The sequence below is a fragment of the Flavobacterium sp. KACC 22763 genome (assembly GCF_028736155.1).
Lineage (GTDB): Bacteria > Bacteroidota > Bacteroidia > Flavobacteriales > Flavobacteriaceae > Flavobacterium.
Window position 1 is genome coordinate 817319 of the sequence record NZ_CP117879.1, and the last position, 22361, is coordinate 839679.

Annotated in this window: 23 protein-coding genes; 17 read left to right on the plus strand and 6 right to left on the minus strand. The window is 34.1% G+C overall.

All coding sequences use genetic code 11. The features are described 5' to 3' along the window. The first annotated feature begins 30 nt into the window (after positions 1–30). The 3 genes from PQ463_RS03610 (at position 31) to PQ463_RS03620 (ending at position 4318) form a co-directional block, all read left to right on the plus strand. A complete protein-coding gene (locus tag PQ463_RS03610; protein WP_274256342.1) occupies positions 31–2247 on the plus strand; it encodes a glycoside hydrolase family 3 C-terminal domain-containing protein in 2217 nt (738 codons plus the stop codon). Positions 2248–2441: 194 nt separating this feature from the next. Continuing rightward, positions 2442–3089 carry a DUF1349 domain-containing protein gene (locus PQ463_RS03615; RefSeq protein WP_274256343.1) on the plus strand — a complete coding sequence of 216 codons (648 nt, stop codon included), beginning with the start codon at positions 2442–2444 and terminating at the stop codon, positions 3087–3089. Between the two features lie 77 nt (positions 3090–3166). Continuing rightward, entirely contained in the window at positions 3167–4318 is a 1152-nt protein-coding gene (locus tag PQ463_RS03620; protein WP_274256344.1) for an acyltransferase family protein, read from the plus strand. 243 nt (positions 4319–4561) lie between these two features. On the opposite strand, the gene PQ463_RS03625 is transcribed toward PQ463_RS03620, so the two are convergent. Both PQ463_RS03625 and PQ463_RS03630 read right to left on the minus strand, forming a co-directional pair. After that, a complete protein-coding gene (locus PQ463_RS03625; protein WP_274256345.1) occupies positions 4562–5668 on the minus strand; it encodes an NADH:flavin oxidoreductase in 1107 nt (368 codons plus the stop codon). Positions 5669–5675: 7 nt separating this feature from the next. Further along, positions 5676–5978: an ArsR/SmtB family transcription factor gene (locus PQ463_RS03630; RefSeq protein WP_091496855.1), complete on the minus strand. Its 303-nt coding sequence runs from the start codon at positions 5976–5978 to the stop codon at positions 5676–5678. A 382-nt stretch (positions 5979–6360) separates the two neighbouring features. Here PQ463_RS03630 and PQ463_RS03635 point away from each other — a divergent pair, with 382 nt between their 5' ends. Next, positions 6361–6855, plus strand: coding sequence for a TlpA family protein disulfide reductase (locus PQ463_RS03635; RefSeq protein ID WP_274256346.1), 495 nt, complete (start codon positions 6361–6363; stop codon positions 6853–6855). Positions 6856–7051: 196 nt separating this feature from the next. On the opposite strand, the gene PQ463_RS03640 is transcribed toward PQ463_RS03635, so the two are convergent. Beyond that, a complete protein-coding gene (locus PQ463_RS03640) occupies positions 7052–7432 on the minus strand; it encodes a hypothetical protein (RefSeq protein WP_111376903.1) in 381 nt (126 codons plus the stop codon). A 214-nt stretch (positions 7433–7646) separates the two neighbouring features. Here PQ463_RS03640 and galA point away from each other — a divergent pair, with 214 nt between their 5' ends. The 5 genes from galA to PQ463_RS03665 all read left to right on the plus strand — a co-directional run bounded on the left by galA (position 7647) and on the right by PQ463_RS03665 (position 14877). Next, entirely contained in the window at positions 7647–10469 is a 2823-nt protein-coding gene (galA, locus tag PQ463_RS03645) for a beta-galactosidase GalA (protein ID WP_274256347.1), read from the plus strand. A 417-nt stretch (positions 10470–10886) separates the two neighbouring features. Beyond that, on the plus strand, positions 10887–11756 hold the full coding sequence (locus PQ463_RS03650) for a helix-turn-helix domain-containing protein (protein ID WP_274256348.1): 870 nt from the start codon (positions 10887–10889) through the stop codon (positions 11754–11756). Positions 11757–12065: 309 nt separating this feature from the next. Continuing rightward, positions 12066–12473: a cupin domain-containing protein gene (locus PQ463_RS03655; RefSeq protein ID WP_274256349.1), complete on the plus strand. Its 408-nt coding sequence runs from the start codon at positions 12066–12068 to the stop codon at positions 12471–12473. Between the two features lie 211 nt (positions 12474–12684). After that, entirely contained in the window at positions 12685–13737 is a 1053-nt protein-coding gene (locus PQ463_RS03660; RefSeq protein WP_274256350.1) for an NAD(P)-dependent alcohol dehydrogenase, read from the plus strand. A gap of 156 nt (positions 13738–13893) precedes the next feature. Beyond that, positions 13894–14877 carry an aldo/keto reductase gene (locus tag PQ463_RS03665; protein ID WP_274256351.1) on the plus strand — a complete coding sequence of 328 codons (984 nt, stop codon included), beginning with the start codon at positions 13894–13896 and terminating at the stop codon, positions 14875–14877. A gap of 211 nt (positions 14878–15088) precedes the next feature. Here PQ463_RS03665 and PQ463_RS03670 read toward each other — a convergent pair whose 3' ends face one another. Continuing rightward, the gene (locus PQ463_RS03670) at positions 15089–15676 is read right to left on the minus strand and encodes a DUF4142 domain-containing protein (protein ID WP_274256352.1); all 588 of its coding nucleotides are present in this window, start codon (positions 15674–15676) and stop codon (positions 15089–15091) included. Between the two features lie 125 nt (positions 15677–15801). Here PQ463_RS03670 and PQ463_RS03675 point away from each other — a divergent pair, with 125 nt between their 5' ends. The 6 genes from PQ463_RS03675 (at position 15802) to PQ463_RS03700 (ending at position 19530) form a co-directional block, all read left to right on the plus strand. Further along, positions 15802–16038, plus strand: a complete 237-nt coding sequence (locus PQ463_RS03675) for a hypothetical protein (RefSeq protein WP_274256353.1) — start codon at positions 15802–15804, stop codon at positions 16036–16038. Between the two features lie 47 nt (positions 16039–16085). Further along, entirely contained in the window at positions 16086–16952 is an 867-nt protein-coding gene (locus PQ463_RS03680) for an XAC2610-related protein (protein ID WP_274256354.1), read from the plus strand. A 223-nt stretch (positions 16953–17175) separates the two neighbouring features. Continuing rightward, positions 17176–17415 (plus strand): DUF7218 family protein, encoded by a 240-nt coding sequence (locus PQ463_RS03685; protein ID WP_274256355.1) that lies wholly within the window; start codon positions 17176–17178, stop codon positions 17413–17415. A gap of 41 nt (positions 17416–17456) precedes the next feature. Beyond that, positions 17457–18551 (plus strand): DNA topoisomerase IB, encoded by a 1095-nt coding sequence (locus tag PQ463_RS03690; RefSeq protein ID WP_274256356.1) that lies wholly within the window; start codon positions 17457–17459, stop codon positions 18549–18551. 77 nt (positions 18552–18628) lie between these two features. Next, entirely contained in the window at positions 18629–18793 is a 165-nt protein-coding gene (locus PQ463_RS03695; protein WP_111423502.1) for a DUF1328 domain-containing protein, read from the plus strand. Between the two features lie 89 nt (positions 18794–18882). Further along, positions 18883–19530, plus strand: a complete 648-nt coding sequence (locus tag PQ463_RS03700; protein WP_274256357.1) for a DUF5661 family protein — start codon at positions 18883–18885, stop codon at positions 19528–19530. A 102-nt stretch (positions 19531–19632) separates the two neighbouring features. On the opposite strand, the gene PQ463_RS03705 is transcribed toward PQ463_RS03700, so the two are convergent. Beyond that, complete coding sequence (locus tag PQ463_RS03705; protein WP_274256358.1) at positions 19633–20130, minus strand: hypothetical protein; 498 nt, start codon at positions 20128–20130, stop codon at positions 19633–19635. A gap of 249 nt (positions 20131–20379) precedes the next feature. Beyond that, a complete protein-coding gene (locus tag PQ463_RS03710) occupies positions 20380–20880 on the minus strand; it encodes a pyridoxamine 5'-phosphate oxidase family protein (RefSeq protein WP_274256359.1) in 501 nt (166 codons plus the stop codon). Between the two features lie 212 nt (positions 20881–21092). Here PQ463_RS03710 and PQ463_RS03715 point away from each other — a divergent pair, with 212 nt between their 5' ends. After that, the gene (locus PQ463_RS03715) at positions 21093–21524 is read left to right on the plus strand and encodes a response regulator (RefSeq protein WP_274256360.1); all 432 of its coding nucleotides are present in this window, start codon (positions 21093–21095) and stop codon (positions 21522–21524) included. 318 nt (positions 21525–21842) lie between these two features. Continuing rightward, positions 21843–22184, plus strand: a complete 342-nt coding sequence (locus PQ463_RS03720; RefSeq protein WP_111423510.1) for a hypothetical protein — start codon at positions 21843–21845, stop codon at positions 22182–22184. The last annotated feature ends 177 nt before the right edge of the window (positions 22185–22361 follow it).

Sequence of the window (22361 nt, forward strand, 5' to 3'; positions counted from 1 at the left end):
TTATAAACTAATGCTTTAATAATTACTGTTATGTTAAAAAACGTTAAAACAATTGTTGTTTTACTTTTACTAAGTTCTGTTGGAATGAATGCTCAGAACAAAGTTCCAGTTTATCTAGACGATAAAAAACCGATTGAAGAGCGTGTGGAAGATGCGCTTAAACGAATGACTACCGAAGAGAAAATTGCCATGATTCATGCGCAGTCTAAATTTAGTTCTCCAGGTGTAAAACGTCTTGGAATTCCAGAAAACTGGATGACCGATGGACCACACGGAATTCGTGCTGAGGTAAAATGGGACGAATGGGATCAGGCAGGTTGGACAAACGACTCTTGTATTGCTTTTCCTGCGCTTACTGCACTTTCATCGACATGGAACAAAGAATTGGCTTCTTTATATGGTAAATCTATTGGAGAAGAGGCGCGCTACCGTAACAAAAATGTATTATTAGGGCCTGGTGTAAACATTTACAGAAGTCCGTTAAACGGGCGTAACTTCGAATATATGGGAGAAGATCCGTTTTTAGCTTCAAAAATGGTTGTTCCTTATATTAAAGGAGTTCAGTCAAATGGAGTTGCGGCTTGCGTAAAACATTTTGCATTAAACAATCAGGAAACTAAACGTAATTCTGTTGACGTAATTGTTGACGATCGCGCATTGTACGAAATTTATCTTCCTGCTTTTAAAGCTGCAGTTCAAGAAGGTGATGTTTGGTCAATTATGGGAGCTTACAATAAATACAAAGGACAGCAATGCTGTCATAACGAATATTTGTTAAACGATATTCTTCGCGGAGAATGGGGCTTCAAAGGAGTTGTAGTTTCTGACTGGGGTGGTGTAAACGATACTAAACAAGCTATAAATAATGGATTGGATATGGAATTTGGTTCTTGGACAAATGGTTTGTCTTGGGGAACAAGTAATGCTTATGACAACTATTATTTAGCAAAACCATATTCTGAAATGATCAGAAAAGGAGAAGTTGGAACTAAGGAATTAGACGAAAAAGTACGTCGTATTCTACGTTTGTCTTTCTTGACAACAATGGATAGAAATCGTCCTTTTGGATCTTTTGGAACAGAAGAACATGCTATTGCAGGACGCAAAATTGCTGAAGAAGGAATTGTTTTATTGCAAAACAACAACAACATTTTGCCAATCAATCTTTCTAAAACTAAAAAGATTGCTGTAATTGGAGAAAATGCGATTAAAATGATGACTGTTGGTGGAGGAAGTTCTTCACTTAAAGCTAGATATGAAATCACTCCATTAGAAGGTTTGAAGAAAAGAATCGGAAATCAAGCTGAAATTGTATACGCAAGAGGTTATGTAGGAGATCCTACAAGTAACTATAACGGAGTTGTGGCTAAAGTAAGTTTAGAAGACAAACGTTCTCCAGCTGAGTTAACTGCAGAAGCTTTAAAAGTGGCAAAAGATGCTGACATTGTTCTTTTCATCGGTGGATTGAACAAAAGTCCAAATCAAGACGACGAAGGACATGATCGTAATGAATTGAATTTATCTTATGGTCAGGATAAATTAATCAGCGATTTAGCGAAAGTAAACAAAAACATTGTTTTCGTAAACATTTCTGGAAATGCAATCGCAATGCCTTGGATTAAAGAAGTTCCTGGAATTGTTCAAGGATGGTTTCTAGGAACTGAAGCTGGAAATGCTTTAGCAAATGTTTTGGTTGGAGATGTGAATCCGTCAGGAAAATTATCTTTCACTTTCCCAGTAAAATTATCTGATAACGGAGCTCATGCTTTAGGAGAATTCCCAGGTGGTGATTCAGTAAAATACAATGAAGGAATTTTTGTAGGTTACCGTTGGGCAGATAAAAACAAAATCAAACCATTGTTCTCTTTTGGGCACGGTTTAAGCTACACGACTTTTGCTTACGGAAAAGTAACAGCAGATAAAAAACAAATAAACGCTGGAGATAAAATCACATTCTCAGTAAACGTAAAAAACACAGGAAGCAGAGAAGGTTCTGAAGTAGTGCAATTGTACATTGCAGATTTAAAATCTTCATTGCCACGTCCGGTAAAAGAATTAAAAGGTTTTGAGAAAGTAGCCCTTAAAGCTGGAGAAGAAAAAACAGTAACTTTTACAGTTGATAAAGCGGCTTTAAGTTTCTTCGATGATAAAAAACACGACTGGGTTGCTGAACCTGGCGATTTTGAAGCAATAATTGGTGCTTCTTCAACAGATATTAAATCTAAAGTGAATTTTTCACTTAAATAAGTTTTTTTATTTCTAAAAATTGGTTGGTTTGTAAAGCTGCAAGTGTAAAAATTTGCAGCTTTGCTTTTAGTTTAAATTCACCATTAAGACATTAAGAAACATAAAGAATAGCTTTATTGTCTTATATTTTGAGCTAAGTTCATGAAGTAAGAGCTTAATTTTCTTAATATCTTAATGGTTTTAAAAAAATGGATATGAAAAAAATTACGCTCGCAATATTGACTTTATTTTTTGCGAAGAATATTTCAGCACAAAGTCTAAATAAAATGCAATGGTTTAATGAACCTGAAAAATGGGAAATTAAAAACAATGCTTTAATAATGAATGTTACTGCGAATAGTGATTATTGGAGAATTTCGCATTATGGTTTTACAGTCGATGACGCGCCTTTTTACTACACAACTTATGGTGGCGAATTTGAAGCAAAAGTAAAATTGACAGGGAATTACATTGCCCGTTTTGACCAAATGGGATTGATGATTCGTATCGACGAAAAGAATTACATTAAAACAGGAGTAGAGTTTGTTGACGGAAAATTTAATGTCAGCACCGTTGTAACACACGATAAAAGTGACTGGAGCGTTACGACTCTAGATAAGGTTCCGCCTTTTATCTGGATTAAAGCTGTACGACGATTAGATGCTGTTGAGATATTTTATTCTTTTGATGATAAAAATTATATCATGACCAGAAATGCGCCTTTGCAAGATAACACGCCTGTGATGGTTGGTTTAATGGCCGCTTCTCCAGACGGAAAAGGTTTTGAAGCAAAATTCGAAAACTTCACCGTAAAACACTTGCCAGACCAAAGAAGATTAGAATGGCTTAAAAATCACCAATAGATTAAATTTCAATTTTTAAATTCCAAATTCCAAAAACTTAAACTTTAAATCATAACTTAACCTTAAACCAAAAACAAATGAGTTCAATTTCATCTGATATTAAACCAAAAAAACATTACGAAATACTTGATGGTCTGCGTGGTGTAGCGGCTATTTTGGTAGTTGCGTTTCATATTTTTGAAGCTTTTGCTGGCGGAAATCGTTTTAAACAAATTATAAATCACGGATATCTTGCCGTAGATTTCTTTTTCCTTTTGTCCGGATTTGTTGTCGCTTATGCGTACGACGATCGTTGGGTAAAAATGGGACAATGGGAGTTTTACAAACGCCGTTTGATTCGTTTACAGCCAATGGTAATCATGGGAATGATCATTGGTGCTATCTTTTATTACTTTCAAGCCTCAGATATACTTTTCCCTCAAATTGCAGGAATGGAAGTATGGAAAGTTATTCTAACAATGGTCATCGGATTTACATTGCTGCCAATTCCTCCTTCATTAGAAATTAGAGGTTGGGGAGAAATGCATCCTTTAAACGGTCCGGCATGGTCGCTTTTTTTCGAATATATTGCAAACATCTTGTACGCCGTTATCTTCCGTAAATTTTCGAATAAAGTAATGTCAGTTTTTGTGCTGCTATTTGCCGGACTGTTATTTCATTATACTGTTTTTGGGCCAAAAGGTGACGTTATCGGCGGATGGTCATTCAATGTAGAGCAATTATATGTTGGTTTTACCCGATTATTGTATCCGTTTTTTGCTGGAGTTTTACTGTGCCGTTTAGGGAAATTAATCCATGTAAAAAATGCTTTTTGGATTTGCAGTATTTTGATCACTATTGTTTTGGCATTACCAAGATTTGGAGACGAAAACAGTCTTTGGATCAATGGTTTGTATGAATCAATCTGTATTATTTTTATTTTCCCAATAATTGTGGCAATTGGAGCAGGAGGAGAAATTAAAAACGAATTTTCATTAAAAATCTGTAAGCTTCTAGGAGATATCTCTTATCCAATTTATATCACACATTATCCATTAATTTATTGGTTTACAGCATGGGTTGTAGACAACAAAGTAACAATGGAAGACGGTTATTTAGAAGGAATTGGAGTTTTAATCGTAAGTATAATTCTAGCTTTTGTATGTTTAAAATTATATGATGAACCAGTTAGAAAATGGCTGATGAAGAAATTTCAGAAAAAAAAAGTTTCTGAGGTTCTAAGTAACTAAGGTTCTAAGATAATAAAGATTGGTCAAAAAGGATTCTAAGATAAAACTTAGTCACTTAGAATTTTAGTTTCTTAGCGTCTTTTAAAAAATTGAATTTCTAAATTTTGTTAGTTATAGATATTCAAAAAGGGATGAAGTTTTAAACTTCATCCCTTTCGTATTTAAGTACAGTTCGGTTTTCAGTAAGAAGCAGTAAAAAAACTTAGCATCTTAGCATCTCAGAACCTTAGCATCTTTAAAAAATTATTCTAAAACCAATTGCCCTAAAGCTTCTTTACTGAAACCTTTTAGCTCATCAGTTTTTCCAGCTTTAATTTTAGCCACCCAGTTTGGATCTGATAAAAGAGGTCTTCCAACAGCAACCAAATCAAAATCGCCTCTGTCGAAACGTCTGTTTAGTTCTTCTAAAGAAGTTGGTTGAGAGCTTTCTCCAGCAAATGCGCCAAAGAAATCGCCAGAAAGACCAACAGAACCTACAGTAATAGTTGGAGCTCCCGTTACTTTTTTAGCCCATCCTGCAAAGTTTAAATCAGAACCTTCAAATTCTGGTTCCCAGAAACGACGTTGAGAAGCGTGAATAATATCAACTCCAGCATCAACAAGAGGAGTTAGCCAAGCTTCTAATTCCTGTGGATTTTTAGCCAATTTATAATTGTAATCAGAAGGTTTAAATTGAGAGAATCGCATGATAACAGCAAAATCATCACCAACTTGTCTTCTAACTTCTTTAACTACTTCAATAGCAAATCGGTTACGTTCTGGCAAAGTTTTTCCGCCATAAATATCATCACGCAAGTTAGTTTCAGCTCTAAAGAACTGATCGATTAAATAACCGTGTGCACCGTGAATTTCGACAGTGTCAAATCCTAATCTTTTAGCATCGGCAGCAGCTTTACCAAAAGCAAGAATGGTATCTTCGATATCTTTTTCAGACATAGCAACGCCATTTCTAAAATCAGGACGGTTTAATCCAGATGGACCTTCAAACGGAACAGGAGGAACCCATCCAGAATGATGATTGTCCATAATTCCCATATGCCAGATTTGCGGCCCCATTTTTCCGCCCCCAGCATGAACTTCATCAATCACTTTTTTCCATCCGTTTAAAGCTAGATCGCCATAAAAGTGAGGAACATTAGCATCATTAGAAGAAGATTTTCTGTCAATAACAGTTCCTTCAGATAAAATTAAACCAACTTCGCCCTCAGCTCTTTTTTGGTAGTAAGCTGCGACTTCATCAGTCGGGACTCCGTTAGGAGAAAAAGAGCGCGTCATTGGCGCCATTACGATTCGGTTTTTCAGATTTAACGACTTTAAGTTAAATTCAGAAAAGAGGTTGTTTGTACTCATAGTAATTTTACAAATTAGATTGAATTAATTTACTAAGTGCTTCAAAGGCACCTTCGTTACGTTTATAATAAGTCCATTGTCCAACGCGTTTCGCTTCAATAAAACCAGCGCGCTGTAAAATAGACAGATATTCAGATACTGTAGATTGTGTCAAACCTGCTTTGGCTTGAATCTGCCCAACGCAGACTCCATGCTCAAATCCGGCATGTTCTAGCTGTCCCGGAAAGTTGATTTCTGGTTCTTTCAGCCATTCCAGCATTTGCAGTCTGGATTTATTGGATAATGCTTTAAAAATTTCTATCGTTTCCATGGTGCAAATATATCGACTTTTCCCGATATATGGATTTAAAGAAAAATATTTAGGATAATTTTGTGATATAGGAGGGAATGATGAAGTAAAAATGATAGAAGATTTAAGAAAGAAATTTATATTTGCTGATGTATTAATCTCGCAAAGTCACGGAGTCGCAAAGTTATTTTTGAAAGGCCTTCAGTTTTAACTGGAGGTATTCAGAAGGTTATAAAAAAGGCTTTAGCAAAATCTACAGATTTTTGGCTAAAGCCTTCGTGAACTTATATTTTGTATATCTACAGCTAAAGCTGGAGGCAATTCAATTGCAAAATTAAAAACTTTGCGACTCTGGGGCTTTGCGAGATTAAAACAGCCCTGTATTTATCAAATAAACTTAACTATGAAAAAAACTGTACTCATTCTAGCATTCTTATGCTGTGTAATCACCAATTCTAAAGCTCAAGTTGTAGGCGTAGATGTTGGAGATATTGCTCCAGAAATCGATCTTCCGGATACAAAAGGAGAAAAAGTAGCGCTTTCTTCTTTAAGAGGAACTTTAGTTTTGGTAGACTTTTGGGCTTCTTGGTGCGGACCTTGCATTAAAGAACAGCCTTTATTAATAAAATTGCACAATGCTTATCCAGACAAATTATCGATCTATGGAGTTTCTATGGATACCAAAAAGCCTTTATGGACAGGAGCAATTGCGAAAGCAAAATTGCCTTGGACAAATGTTAGTGACTTAAAATACTGGCAATCTCCGGTTATTGGAGATTATATGCTGCAATCTATTCCGTTGAACTTTTTAATTGACAAAAACGGAATTATCTTAGCAAAAAACATTCATGGACAGGCTTTAGAAGCTAAAATTAAAGAGCTTTTAGAGGTTCAATAATTTTCGTTATTTTTCTAATTTAAAGGTATAGTTTGTCATTTCGACGAAGGAGAAATCTCCACGAGAAACTCCACAAAGATTAGACATTTGTTGCGGAGCTACTTGCGAAGATTTCTCCTTCGTCGAAATGACAAACGCTATGTAAAATTAAAAGCCTAATCTTAATGATTAGGCTTTTAATTTTTTAGTTCTTTTCTTAAGACTCTTTAATCACTTTCTTTACACCCCCAAAACTCGTTTTCAGCATTTCTCTGATCTGAAATTGCGTTTTGTTCTGCGATGCGCTTTTCCAATCTTTGAGATCAAAAATATGAATTTGATCTGCATAAGGATTAGTTAAGAATGAAATTCGTGAAATCGTATATTTATAATATTTCAGTTCGTGAGAAACATGTCGATTTGGAACAACAATTAGTATATTTTCCCAATTCAAAAAGTCTTTCGGAACATCTTTTCTTTCTAACAATCCTAAAGATTCAAAAAAAGCGACAATCTTTTGATCATTAAGTTTACTAATCTTATGATCGAGGTTCTTAAAAGTTGTCTGGAGTCTATTTTCGTTAATAATAGTACTCATGATGGTAATTGCTTTTTTGTGATTTTAATATAAAATTACATCAAAAGAAAATCATTTTCGAATCTGAAGCCATTAGATTCATTCTAAATTTTGAAAGCCCATTTTTGAAGCATTTGTTATGAATGAGTTATCAGATTTTGATAAAATACTATTAATGTTTCTTCTCTAAATGCTTTATTTTTATCGCTATTTGATTTTACTAACTACCAAACCTATGAAAACCAATTTCCTCCTACGAACAATTTTTTGTCTTTTATTTCTATGTTCAATTCCTGCTTTCGCACAAAACAAATCAGGAAGAGAACTTATTTTAATTGATAAAGACTGGCGATTTTCATTTGGACATTTGTACGATACCAAAAAAGATTTTGGGCATGCAGAAGGTTATTTTTCCTATTTGACCAAAACAGGATTTGCTGATGGGCCAGCGGCTTCTGGATTTGATGATCGTGCTTGGAGAAAATTAGATTTACCGCATGATTGGGCTGTAGAACAGCCTTTTAGCGAAAGCGCAAGTTTCAGCCACGGCTTTAAAGCAGAAGGAAAAAACTATCCTGAAAAGAGCATTGGTTGGTATAGAAAGAAAATAGCGATTCCGAATGAAGATTTAGGGAAAATAATTTCTTTAAAATTTGATGGCGTTTTTAGAAATTCAAAAGTCTTTTTTAACGGATTTTACCTAGGAACAGAAGAAAGCGGCTATAATGGTTTTGAGTATGATGTAACGGCATACGTAAACTATGATGGCAAAAATACAATTGTAGTTCGCGTTGATGCTTCGATGGAAGAAGGTTGGTTTTATGAAGGCGCTGGAATTTATAGACATGTTTATTTGCAGAAAACCAATCCGCTTCATGTGGCACAGAACGGAACTTATGTAACTTCTATAATCGAAAGTAATAATGCTGTAGTTACCGCAGAAGTAAAATTGGAAAATAAAGGACATTTTAAAGGAAATGTTGAAATAAGCCAGACTATTTTGGATGCTTCAGGAAAACAGATTACAACTGTTTCTGAAAATGTTTCTGCTCCAGAATTCTATAAAACAAATAGTTATGCTTCAAAATTAAATGTCACTAATCCGCTTTTGTGGGATATTGATTCTCCTAATTTATATCAATTAATCACAGAAATAAAAAGTGAAGGAAAAGTAATTGACAGTTATAAAACTTCATTTGGAATTAGAACTATAAAATTTGATTCAGAAAATGGTTTTTTCCTTAACGGAAAACATGTAAAACTAAAAGGAACCAACAATCATCAAGATCATGCAGGAATTGGAACGGCGCTTCCAGATGAAATTCAATATTACAGAATTAAAAAACTGAAAGAAATGGGGTCGAATGCGTATCGCTGTTCGCACCATCCGCCGACTCCTGAATTATTGAAAGCTTGTGACGAATTGGGAATGTTGGTTATTGACGAAACTCGTTTAATGGGAATTAATGACTATCATTTAAATGATTTAAAACGAATGATGGAGCGTGATCGTAATCATCCAAGTATTTTCTGTTGGTCGGTTGGAAATGAAGAATGGCAGATTGAAGGTGGAATTACGGGTGAAAGAATTACCAATATCATGCAGGATTTTAGCAAGAGCATTGATCCGACAAGACCTGTAACAGTAGGAATCAGCAGCGGATTTAAAAGTGGGATTTCTTCTGTAGTTGAGATTATGGGGTATAATTATCTTGGAAATGGAGATATAGACGCGCATAGAAATCAGTTTAAACAACAGCCAGGAATGGGAACTGAGGAAGGTTCAACTTTTGCGACGCGAGGCATTTATTTTGCAGATGATGCTAAGCATTATCAAAGCGCTTACGATAAAAAGCCTCGTCCAACTTTTTATAGCATAGAAGAAGGTTGGAAATTTTATGCTGAACGTCCTTATTTAGCAGGAATGTTTATCTGGACAGGTTTTGATTATCGCGGCGAGCCTACGCCGTATGGCTGGCCGTCTGTAACTTCTTATTTCGGAATGATGGATGTTTGCGGTTTCCCGAAAGACAATGTTTTTTATTTAAAATCTTGGTGGGGGAAAGAACCTGTTCTGCATCTATTACCACATTGGAATTGGAACGGAATGGAAGGAAAAGAAATAGCTGTTTGGGCGTATTCGAATTGTGATGAAGTGGAGCTTTTTCTCAACAGAAAGAGTTTAGGAAAAAAGAAAATGGAGCAAAACGGTCATTTAGAATGGAAAGTAAATTATGCTGCTGGAACTCTAGAAGCTGTTGGATATAAAAACGGTAAAAAAGTACTTTCTGATATTCAAAAAACAACTGGAAAGCCTGAAAACATCAAATTGTCATTAGATAAAGAAAATGTTTTAAAAGGGAATGTTTCTGTTGTAACGGTTGAAACTACTGATAAAAATGGTTTACACGTTCCAACGGCAAATGAAGAAATTACCTTTTCAATACAAGGAGGAAAAATTTTAGGAGTTGGCAATGGAGATCCAACTTCGTTAGAAAGCGATCAATTTATTGATGACATAGCACTTGTTGCTATAAGTAATTTTAAAGAGCAAAGAGGAACAAATGTATCTCTGCCTCAACAATTGCTCAATTATGCAGAAAATGAATGGACAGATGCATTTAAAGACCGTGATTATAAAAATCAAGCGCCTTCATATATTTATAAAGGAGAATTTGATTTAAAAAGGAATTCGGCTTCTAACACGGTGAGCTTCTTTTATAAAAAAATAGGAGTTGAAACCGTGGTTTTTATAAATGGAAAGAAAGTAGAATCAAGTAAAGAAGATTCTCAAAAATATGTTTTGAATGCATCTATTTTGAAAGAAGGAAAAAATACAATTCACATTGTGGCTACACCTTTGCAAAAAATAAAAGATTGGGATGTTATGAATGCCGATCCTGGAATCATTCAAGTTATCACGCCTGCAGAGCCTTGGAAAAGAAAGCTTTTTAATGGTTATGCACAAATAATCATTCAGAAAGATGAAAATGCAAAAGAGGTAGTTTTGTCTGCTTCTGCGAAAGGGTTGCGCACAGGAACTTTAGTTGTAAAATAGTTTTAAGTTTCAGGTTTCAAGTTAGGCAACTGTGAGAAATATGCACGCAAAGTCGCTAAGACACAAAGTCTCTTTTTAAAATAGTTATAAATGAATTGCGTCCAGCTTTAGCTGGATGTGAAATGATTGGAATGTTATCAGGGCTTTAGCCAAACAGTTCTTGGTTTGGCTAAAGCCTTTTCTATGCTTGTTTCTTTTAAACCTCCAGCTAAAGCTGGAGGCAATTCAAAAAGAGTTTTGCGTCTTAGCGACTTTGCGAGCATTTGTTTCTCTCAAAATAAAAACCTTTGCTCCTGATAGCTATCGGGATTGCGTAATTCTTCGCGAACTCTGCGGTTAAATTAACAAACCTGAAACTTTAAACCTGAAACAAAAAAATAACAAAAGAATAATGTTTGATTTTCATAACTTTGCAAAATGAATAATCAGACAGAAACTCAGAATTGCGATTTTACTTCAGATTTAAAAATGAAGGGATTTAAAGTGTATCCTATAAATGGAGACTATAGTAAAGTTCCCGTTTATAGCCGAAGAGATTTTTATAAAATCTGCATCAACACCAGTAAAAGCATTATACAATATGCTGACCGCGGAATAGAAACCGACGGAACGATTCTGTTTTTTGGGAATCCGATTATTCCGTATTCTTGGGAAACGGTCTCTGAGAAATTTGAAGGCTATGCTTGTGTTTTTACCGAAGAATTTTTTAAAACTAAAGACCGATCAGAAACCCTTCAGGAATCGCCTTTGTTTAAAATAGGAGGAACTCCAATCTTTACTTTAACGCCTGAACAAAAGGTGTTTATTGATTCGTTATTCCAAAAAATGATTGAAGAATACGAAACTGATTATGCATTCAAAGACGATTTGATGCGCAGCTACGTCAACTTGATTATTCATGAATCAATGAAAATGCAGCCTTCAGAGAGTTTCTTTAAACATAAAAATGCTTCTTCGAGAATTACGTCTTTATTTTTAGAATTACTGGAAAGACAATTTCCAATAGAGACCAAAGATCAGCCGTTGGTTTTAAAAACACCTCAAGATTACGCGCAAAGTCTTTCTGTGCATGTGAATCACTTAAATCGCTCTGTAAAAGAAGTTACCGGAAAACCAACTACGGCACACATTACAGAGAGAGTGGTTAACGAAGCAAAAGCTTTACTGCAGCATACAGACTGGAGTATTTCTGATATTGGTTATTCGCTTGGATTTGAATATCCGAGTTACTTCAATAATTATTTTAAAAGACTTACTGGAACGGTTCCGAAATCACTTCGAATGTAAATTGTTTCAATTTCTTAATTTTTTGTTTGAATATTGTTATTTCCGCATTGTAGTATTGCACTACATTTGCCCTGAAATAAACAACGAATCTTTGTATCAGTTTTTTTAATGACTAAATAACACTTCACAAAAGCATGCTCCGCTTTGCATTTAGTTTTAAATTTTGATAATAGAAAAAATATAAAATTTTTAAAGTATTAATTAAAATCAACAATCTCCTTCTATAAGAGATTCGATGTGCTGATTATTTCATTCAAATAAGCTTATAAGAATTTTTAAAATTAATTATTAACCTAAAAAATCGAAATTATGTCGACACAATTCACTGCCGTAACCGAAGAAGGTAAAATTCCAAATACTTATATGACAGGCGAAGTGTCATATAAGAAGCAGACAAGCGAAATTCACCCAGAAAACACCGTTATAAAAGATGTTTCTTTTGAGCCTGGAGCAAGAAGCAATTGGCGTATTAATGCAAGTCTGCAATTGATTATTGTAACGAATGGAGTTGGGTATTACCAAGAAAGAGGCGGACAAATTAATCTTATCGAAAAAGGAAAAGTAATCACAGTTTTACCTGGAATAGAGCACTGGTACGGAGCAACGCCAAAAACGAAATACTCTCATATTACCATTTTTACTGAGGTAGATAAAGGTCATGGAACTTGGCTGAATAGCGTTACCGATGAAGAATATTATTCTTTTGAAAGATGCTAAGGTTCTATCCCGATAGCTATCGGGACTGAGATTCTAAGTTTTTTTTTACGCAGATTTTACTGATTTATAACAGATTATATTTTTTGATTAGATGAAAATAATCGAAATTTATATAACTAATTGTAAATCAGTACAAGTCAGCCGAATCTCTATTGCAATTTTTCAACGGTCTATAACTTGAAACAAAAAAACTAAAAACAACAATAAAATTATGGAAACAAAAAACATTAAAGCCTTTGGTACAGAAGCTGCCGAAGCACCATTAAAAACTTTAGATATACAAAGAAGAGCTGTACAAGCGCATGACGTAGAAATCGAAATTTTATATTGCGGAATCTGCCATTCCGATTTGCACTCAGCTAGAAATGAGTGGCACGGAACAATGTATCCAATCGTTCCTGGACACGAAATTGTAGGTAGAGTGGTAAAAGTTGGCGATCACGTAAAAAACTTTAAAGTTGGTCAATTAGCAGGAGTAGGCTGTATGGTTGATTCTTGTAGAGAATGTGATCATTGCAAAAATGATTTAGAGCAATATTGTGATGAAGGAAGTATTCTAACATTCAATTCACCAGACAAACATTTAGGCGGACATACTTTTGGAGGATATTCTCAAAGTATTGTTGTTGATGAAAACTATGTATTGCACATTTCAGATAAATTGGATCTTGCTGGAGTTGCGCCGTTATTATGTGCAGGAATTACAACTTATTCTCCGTTAAAACATTGGAAAGTTGGACCTGGTCAAAAAGTTGGTATTGTCGGGATTGGTGGTTTAGGACATATGGGAATCAAATTAGCAAAAGCTATGGGCGCTCATGTTGTTGTTTTTACGACATCTCCGTCAAAATTTGACGCTGCAAAAGAACTTGGAGCTGACGAAGTGGTTTTGTCTACAGATCCTGAACAAATGGCAAAACATGCTAAAAGCTTGAACTTTATTTTAGATTGCGTTTCAGCAGAACACAGTATCGATTCTTACTTAAATTTATTAAAAGTAGACGGAACTTTAACGCTAGTTGGCGCGCCAATGGATCCGCTTCCTGTAACTTCTTTCAGTCTTATTTTAGGAAGAAGAAGCTTCGCTGGTTCAGCTATAGGAGGAATTGCAGAAACTCAAGAAATGCTTGATTTCTGTGCAGAACACAACATTACAGCAGATATCGAAATCATTGGTGTAAATGATGTAAACAATGCCTACGAAAGATTATTAAAAGGCGATATCAAATATCGTTTTGTGATTGATATGGCGTCTCTTAAATAAGATGCTAAGTTGCTAAGATTCTGAGATGCTAAGTTTTTCTTTTGTGTCTAGAATCTTGGCTATTTTAGAAATTAATAATCCAAGACGCTGGGATTCAGCTCAAAGTAAAAAAAACTTAGAACCTTAGTATCTCAGCAACTTAGAAACTTTAAAAACATGCATACACGTAAACTAGGAAATAGCGGTCTTGAAGTCTCAGCGTTGGGACTTGGCTGCATGGGAATGAGTTTTGGATATGGTCCAGCTCATGATAAAAAGGAAATGATAAGTCTGCTTCGTTCTGCTTATGAAAAAGGAATTACTTTTTTTGATACAGCTGAATGTTACGGACCATTTTTGAACGAAGAGTTATTAGGAGAGGCATTATCGCCTTTTCGCGATAAAGTAGTAATTGCAACGAAATTCGGATTTTTGGAAGGTGATTCTAAAAAAGGATTAGACAGTCGTCCAGAATGGATTAGAAAAAGCATTGAAGGTTCGTTAAAAAGATTAAATACCGATGTAATCGACTTGTACTATCAGCATCGTGTTGATCCGAATGTGCCTATGGAAGATGTTGCAGGAACTATAAAAGATTTAATTCAGGAAGGAAAAGTAAAACACTTTGGACTCTCTGAAGCTGGAGTAGAAAGTATTCGTCGTGCGCACGCGGTTCAACCTGTAACGGCACTGCAAAGCGAATATTCACTTTGGTGGCGAACACCAGAAGAAGAAATTTTTCCAGTATTAGAAGAATTAGGAATTGGTTTCGTGCCTTTTAGCCCGTTAGGGAGAGGTTTTTTAACCGCTAAAATTGATGAAAAGACACAGTTTGACAGCACCGATTTTAGAAACACACTGCCTCGTTTTACGCCAGAAGCCAGAAAAGTGAACCAAGCTTTAGTTGAATTGCTTTCTAAAATTGCTGCTGAAAAAGGAGCGACAAATGCTCAAATTGCCCTTTCTTGGATTTTAGCGCAAAAACCGTGGATTGCACCAATTCCTGGAACAACAAAGCTACATCGCTTAGAAGAAAATCTTGGCGCAGTAGATTTAGTGCTTTCGGCACAAGATCTTGCAGAAATCGAAAGCGCAGCTTCAAAAATCACAATTGAAGGTTCAAGATATCCAGAGCATCTGCAGAAGATAGCTGGTAAATAAGTCTCTAAGTTTCTGAGATGCTAAGTTACTAAGTTGAAAAGCTGCAAAGAGAAAATCTTAGAAACTTAGCAACTTAGTATCTTAGCATCTTTAAAAAAGAAACCCCCTCAAGCAATTCAACTCTTGAGGGGATTTTTAGCAAAGATTTGAGGTTCTTAGATACTTTATACTTAGAATCTCAGAACCTTAGAATCTTAGCGTCTTAATTCATTTACTTTTTATCTAGGTTTTGTTTCAGCAATTTAGCGTGTTCCAAATGCGCTGTTAAACCTGCAATATTGGTAGAAGCCCAAGTTCTTACTTCTTGATCGTTAGCATCTTTTGCGGCTTTATCTAGTTTTTTGATCGCTTTTTCGTGACCGTCAATCATCATGTCAGCGAATTTTTTATCAAAATCAATACCCGATTTTTCGTTTAATTTGTTGTATTCTTCTTGACCTTCTTCAGTTAAAGAGGTTGGAAGAGTAAAGTTTTTCGCTTTTGCTAAAGCACTTACTTCAGAAGCCGATTTAGTGTGCTCATCAACAAGCATTTTACCAAATTTTTTCACTTCAGGGTTGGTACTTTTAGTTTGCGCCAGTTTACCAATTTCGATTTCCGCTAAATTAATTTCGGCTTGATCTACTAAAAATTCAGAATCATCTTCTTTACTGTCAATAGAATCAAATTTTGCTTCGTTTGCATCTTCAGCAACTTCTTTTGGATCTTCTTGTTTGGTTTCGTTTTTACAAGATTGAAGGAATATAATGATAAGTCCTGCTCCTAAAATGGCTTTTCCGGCTAATAATAACTTTTTCATGATTTTAATAATTTAAATGTTATAATGTAAAATTATTGAGAACTTAAAGAAATGGCTTACAGGATTTTTAGAGATTGTTATAGGATTAAGATGTAAATTTTTATATTAGCCTAAAATCAATTGAAATGGAAAAAGATTTTATTTATGGTATGAAAGTTTCTTTGGATAATGAATTTGGAGTTGTAATAAAAGATAAATTAAATGATAGTAATTTATTTGGAATAATTTGTTGGGATACAGCCAAAGAGAATGATTTGGAAGATTGGAGAGGACAATTTGGAACATTTATTAGGATGGGAGGTAAAATTTTAGATAATACTTATTCATTTCAATTTATTAATGATGACGGATCACTTAAATGATTTGTCAAGCGATTTTAATTTAAAACTTTTGATCAGAAAGATTATTCATGAAACAAAAAATTACATTCCTATTTCTTCTAGCGACAGCTTTTCTATCAGCACAAATCAGTTATAAAGGTTTCATTGATAAATATCCGATTGAATTTGTGAGCGATATTTATTCAGACGGACAAGGAACGGCTATTTATGCTTATTCTAATTTTGATACTCCGATTGTTTTAAATGCCAAGCTTGCAGGAAAGACTTTAGTATTTACGGAAAAAGATAAAAGTGGAAAAGAAACAGCAAAATTGAGTTTTGAAAAATATAATCCAGAAAGCGATCAATTAAACGGAATTTGGAAAGACCTAAATTCAGGAAAAGAACTTAAAATCAGTTTGATAAAAGAGTTTGATTTGAATCGCAGTAATAATGAAGAATGGACAGAAAGAGAAATTTTACAGCCATTTTCTCTAAAAGACAGGTATTTTAAATTGGTTATTTCGAAAGAAAAAGGTTCTTCTACGGTTGCTGGAATAAAAATCATTGAAAAAAAGACTGATAAATTAATTCAGAAAGTTGAGGTTGAATGTCAGCTTTGGGGATTGTTTAATATAAATGTCGGAGACTATAATTTTGACGGATTTGAAGAGTTTTCTGTTTTTGAATCTAGTTATGCCGGACCGAATACTTCAAGAATATATTTTCTTTACAATCCAAAAACAGGGAAATATTTTATGAGCGGTTTTAGCGGAACTTCTTTAGAATTTGACAGCAAAAACAAAAGAATCTACGAGCATAATCAATGCTGCGCAGGCAGGAGCGTAGAAAGAACTGAATATAAAGTCGAAAATAATAAAATGGTTTTATTAAAAAAGACCTGCATGGAATATGACGAAAAAATACAGGATTACAAAAAGATTAAATGTGATTAATCAAATAAAATAACGAAGTCCCAACTCCAAAAGAGTTGGGATTTTTTTTACATCTAACATTTTAGATTTCACAAAAAAGAAAAATTTACATTTCCGCTTTCACAATTCCCACGCTACAATGATGAAATTTCGAACCAAAATTTTATAACAGAAACGCCTTACTTTTTAAAGAACTTTGACTTATGAGAATTTTTAGAATTTAACTCTTTTAAAATTTAAAGTCATGCCAGATCCAAGAATTAAAAATGAAAAGCAATATGAAGCATTGGTGAAAAAAGGATACAGCAAAGAAAAATCGGCTCGTATTGCCAATACTCCAGATGCGGGAGTGAAAGGCGGTAAAGCAAAGCCTTATGAAGAATGGACAAAAGAAGAACTTCTTAAACAAGCCAGTAAAGTAGGCATAAAAGGAAGATCTTATATGAATAAAAGAGGTTTAATTGAGTCTTTAAGAAATAACTAAAGTTTTAGATAGGGCTATTATGCGATAAAAAATTAAATGTCATGAATGCGGCCAGAAAAGAAATTTTAATGAATCAGCTTATTAAAGCGCCACATCTAGTAATCGAAAAACTAGACTTAGAATACATTAATGATCATCAATTGACAATTGTACGTTGCCGTGAGGGAGAGAATTTCGTTTATAAAAAGAACGGAAAAGATGTAAAAAGTAAGCGCGAAATTAAGCGCATTAATAGTTTGGTGCTTCCGCCAGCTTGGGAAAATGTTCGTATCACAGATATTACAAATGGTCATTTACAAGCAGTAGGAACCGATCTTAAAAATAGGAAACAATATCGTTATCATCCGAGATGGAATTTGATTAGGAACCAAACCAAGTTTTATAAAATAGCAGAATTTGGAGCTAAACTTCCCGCTATTAGAAAACAAGTTGATCTTGATTTGGAACAAAAAGAATGGTCTAAAGAAAAGGTAACCGCTTTGGTAATTCGGTTAATGGAAGAAACACATATTCGGATTGGAAACGAGAAATATGCCCAAGACAACAAATCATACGGACTTTCGACTTTAAGAAAACGCCATATTAATATCAATAAGAATTCGCTACGATTTGAATTTATTGGAAAAAAGGGAAAACAGCATACCATTACGACTCGAAATAAACAATTGATCAAACTGGTAAGTCGTTGCGAAGAAATTCCAGGTTGGGAAGTCTTTAAATATTACGATAAAAATGGCGAAAAGAAAGTGCTCGACAGCCATATGGTAAACGAGTATCTGCATACTATTTCGGGAGAAGATTTTAGTGCAAAAGATTTTAGAACTTGGGCAGCCTCGATTATTTTTTTCGAAAGTTTAATGGAGTTCGGAATAACTTCAGACGAAAAGGAAAGCAAACAGAATATTATAACAGCTTTTGATCTGACAGCCGAAGCGCTCGGAAATACTAGAAAAGTATGCAAAGATTATTACGTTCATCCGCTTTTAATTTCGACTTATGAAGACGGCTCGATTCAGAAATATTTTGATATGGCGAAGAAAAGTCGAAGCACCCGAAAATATTTTACAAAATCAGAAATAGCATTTTCTGAATTGATTCAGAATTATGAAATCAATTTAGAAACGCCTTGTTCATAAAAGAGTTAGGGCATCTCTCAAAAAGCTTAAAAGTTTGAAATGCAAACAAAATCATTATTAACTAAAAAACTATTATTATGTTACGTTGGACAGTCACTTTTATTATTCTAGCCATAGTGGCGGGAATATTTGGTTTCGGTGGAATTGCCGCTGGAGCCGCTAGTATAGCTAAAATTTTATTCTTTATATTTTTAGTTCTTTTCGTTATTTCTTTAATAACTGGAAGATCCACAAGAGTATAGAAGAAGTATCAGTAAATACAAACAAATCAAAAACGACATATCTCATTTACTAGATGTGTCGTTTGTGGTTTCATTAAAAAAAGCAAGTCATGGGAACAAAAAGCGGTGCTTATCAGGACGTTTATATTAAAAGAGAAGATGAAATGGTAAGTCTGAAAAATGACGTCACAGATTTTTGTGAAAAATATATAAAGCCTGTTCATGCAAAAAATTGGGACTGGTCGGTACGTGATTTTGAAAATCCTAAAAACGATCCCACAATTGCCGAAGCAAGAGCTATTGCCAATGTAGTTTTTAAGGATTTGAACGATACAAAACATAGAGATGTAGATCTTTCGACCATGAACAATGTGCATGCGATAAAAGCCTATTTAGATCCAAAGAGCAAACACGAAGCTTTTAATATGGAAGAATTTGCTTTTGCATTAAAAGTAGAATTGGAGCATGGAAGAGTAAAAGATGTAAATGTTACCAATAACCATCCGTTTTTGACGGCTATGATTGCGCTTGCACACATGACCGAAAGCCTGACGTATTACAAAAGACTGAAAGTAATGGAAGCGGAGGGCGAGATTTATGAAATTATCAGAAAATTAGAGTCATCGCCAGTCGGTAAAGAAAAATGGTACAAAGAATTAGGAAAAGCCGAACAAGAGCTCAATGAAGCAAGATCAGGATTGATCGAGCGTTTGGCGCGTATGGACGATATTCCAGTATTGGAAATTATTGGAGATTAGTGTTAAATTTTAAACTCAAAAAAACCGTCTCGTTATTCAATGAGACGGTTTTTTATTTTCTAAGAACAAGAAATATTACAATCAGCGTTGATCATTTTCCGATTATTCTTCATCGTCGTCGTCGTCCTGTACATCATCTTCGATGTAATCGGTATCATCGTCGTCAATATCTTCTTCTATGTACTCATCTTCATCGTACTCATCATCGTCTTCGTCAAGATCTTCCAAAACGTCTTCAGTTTCATTAAAATCATATTCATCTTCAATGAGATCTGAAGGATTGTCAAATTCGTCGTTTTCTTCGAACTCATCTTCCAATTCGACTTCATAAATATCATCGCTGTTATCTTCTAAATCTCTGTCCTTATGAAAATCGTCATTTAAATCGTCCAAATCATCATCAGCAAAATCTTCTTGATCTGGATTAGGTCGGTTCGGATTATAACCATTTCTTACTGTATAACCTCGTTCTGCAATTTCACGATTATCAGTGTCGGGTTTTTTGATATCGTTTTTTAGATCTTCAGCCAGATTTCGGTCATCTGAGAAATGTTCTCTAAAATCCTTATTTGCACTGTTGTTTTTATCTATAGTATTCATGATAGCTGTTTTTTATAGTTATATATACAAAGCTAGCATGAAACTGATGGAATATATTATAATATTTCAAAGTGTAATTCTATAATTAACAGATGTTTATAGTGAAGTTTTAATTTGAAATCATATAACCCGTCTCGTAGTGCAGGGGGAATTTTATCATCGTATTAATGACAAAAAAATAACCACAAAGAACAAAAGATAAATTTCTTTGCATTCTTTGCGGTTAAAAAAGCTTTCAATTAGAAAAAACTACAATTTCAGACTTCCTTCAATTCCGTCATCCATAGTTTTTCCAGTAATAAATGCAGCTGTCATTTTTGCAATGGCAACCATTTTTCCGTTTTTGTTATTCCAATAATAACCATCTTCAGGAACAAATTTTATGACACTCAGGTTTGGGTCATCTACGCCTCCTGGCATCCAGATTTTTACTGCAGGATCCCATAATTTTTCGATAGTTTCTCGATCGTATGAAATGCTCGCTGTGCCATGAAGCGTTAAGAATTTGTCATGCGGTTCTGCAAAGAAAATTTCAACCATTGGATTTAAGGTAATTTCTGCATTCTGACCACTGTTTCTATCTGATAAAAACCAAAGGTTTCCTAAATCATCAATTTTCTGAACAGACATAGGTCGAGATTGTATTCTGTATTCGTTATATGTACAAAACATACACGTTTTAATATGTGCAGCCAGATCTTTTATTTTGTCTACTGCAAATTCATCTGTAAGGTCTTTATGATCGCCCATAACGTTATATTTTAAGTTCTTTTTATATTAATTATTTGATAAACAAATAGTAAAAGTAAAGTTGGTGCTTTTTAGCCTTTTACAGATTATATAATTAAACTTATAAATTGTGATATTTCAATTTAGTTTGTAAGAAATTGATTCTAACTTTCTGCTTGTTACATAAAATTGCATTATATTTGGGAATATTAAAATTCTAAGCCAAAAATACAATGACAGATTTCACCATATTCTATACCGATGACGACGAAGACGATTTATGTATTTTTGCTGATGCCGTAGAATCTATACCACACAATATCAAACTTCAAACGTATTCTGGGAGTCAGAATTTTTTAAATGCCATTTCTGATTCATCTGTTATTCCATCCGTGATTTTCTTGGATCTAAATATGCCGGGAAAAAATGGATTTGATGTTTTAGAAGAACTTAAAAATTCTGATGATAAAAAAGATATTCCAGTAGTCATTTATTCCACTTCGAGCGAACCAGGCAATATTGAGAAATGTCTTAAACTGGGAGCTAATTGCTTTATTACCAAACCTGTTTTAATGAGTGATATTATAAAAGCAATAGAACATGCAATGAAGATTGATTGGGAAAAGTTTATTCCGACCCAATCTAATTTTGTATTTAAATACTAATTTCTGATAAATCTAGAATATAAATAGTAAAGACTGAATCTTTTCATGTATGTTCAGTATTTAAACGCTAGAAAACTTCAGTTTTTTTGTAAGCTTAAATAGTGTGCAAACTCTGTATCCATAATTCTATTGAACAAACAGCCGTTTTGCTCCAATCTTTAGCACAGTTAAGTTGTCCCCATTTCTTCTCTATTTGCCAAAAAAAATAGTTTTTACTCATTTAAAACCAATTTTTGAATGAGGCAACATTAAAATCAATTGAGTTAATTTTATCTCGTTTCTATACAGAAATTTGATAAACAGATAAACTGAAAAGATATGAAACGAGAAGATTCAAAACATGAAACCGATAATATCAAAAGGTATCAAGAAGAGGGATACACTGCAAATTATATATTCGAAAATGATCGTTTAGTAGATACGGAAACTAAAGAAATCTATAATCCTGAAGATATATTTATTGTAGCACATCATCGATATGAAGGAATGAGTGATCCTGATGATATGTCGATTTTGTATGTTATCGAAACAAAAGATAAAAGGAAAGGAACACATTTATTAGGATATGGTCCAATGGCCGATTTGGAAGAAGCCGAATTTTTTAAAGATATTCCGAAAGCCAATTATTCTAAAAATGCAGACATAAACGAATTGACTTAAAAAAATAAAAATAGATTGGTATTTTTATTTTGCTGATGAGCAGTTGTTTCAAATTTATTTGAGGCAGCTTTTTTTTTTTTTGAGTTGCTAAGATGCTAAGGTTCTAAGGGACTAAGTTTTTTTGTGCTAGGAGACTTAGAGTCTTAGCATCTTAGAAGCTCAGAACCTTAGAAAATA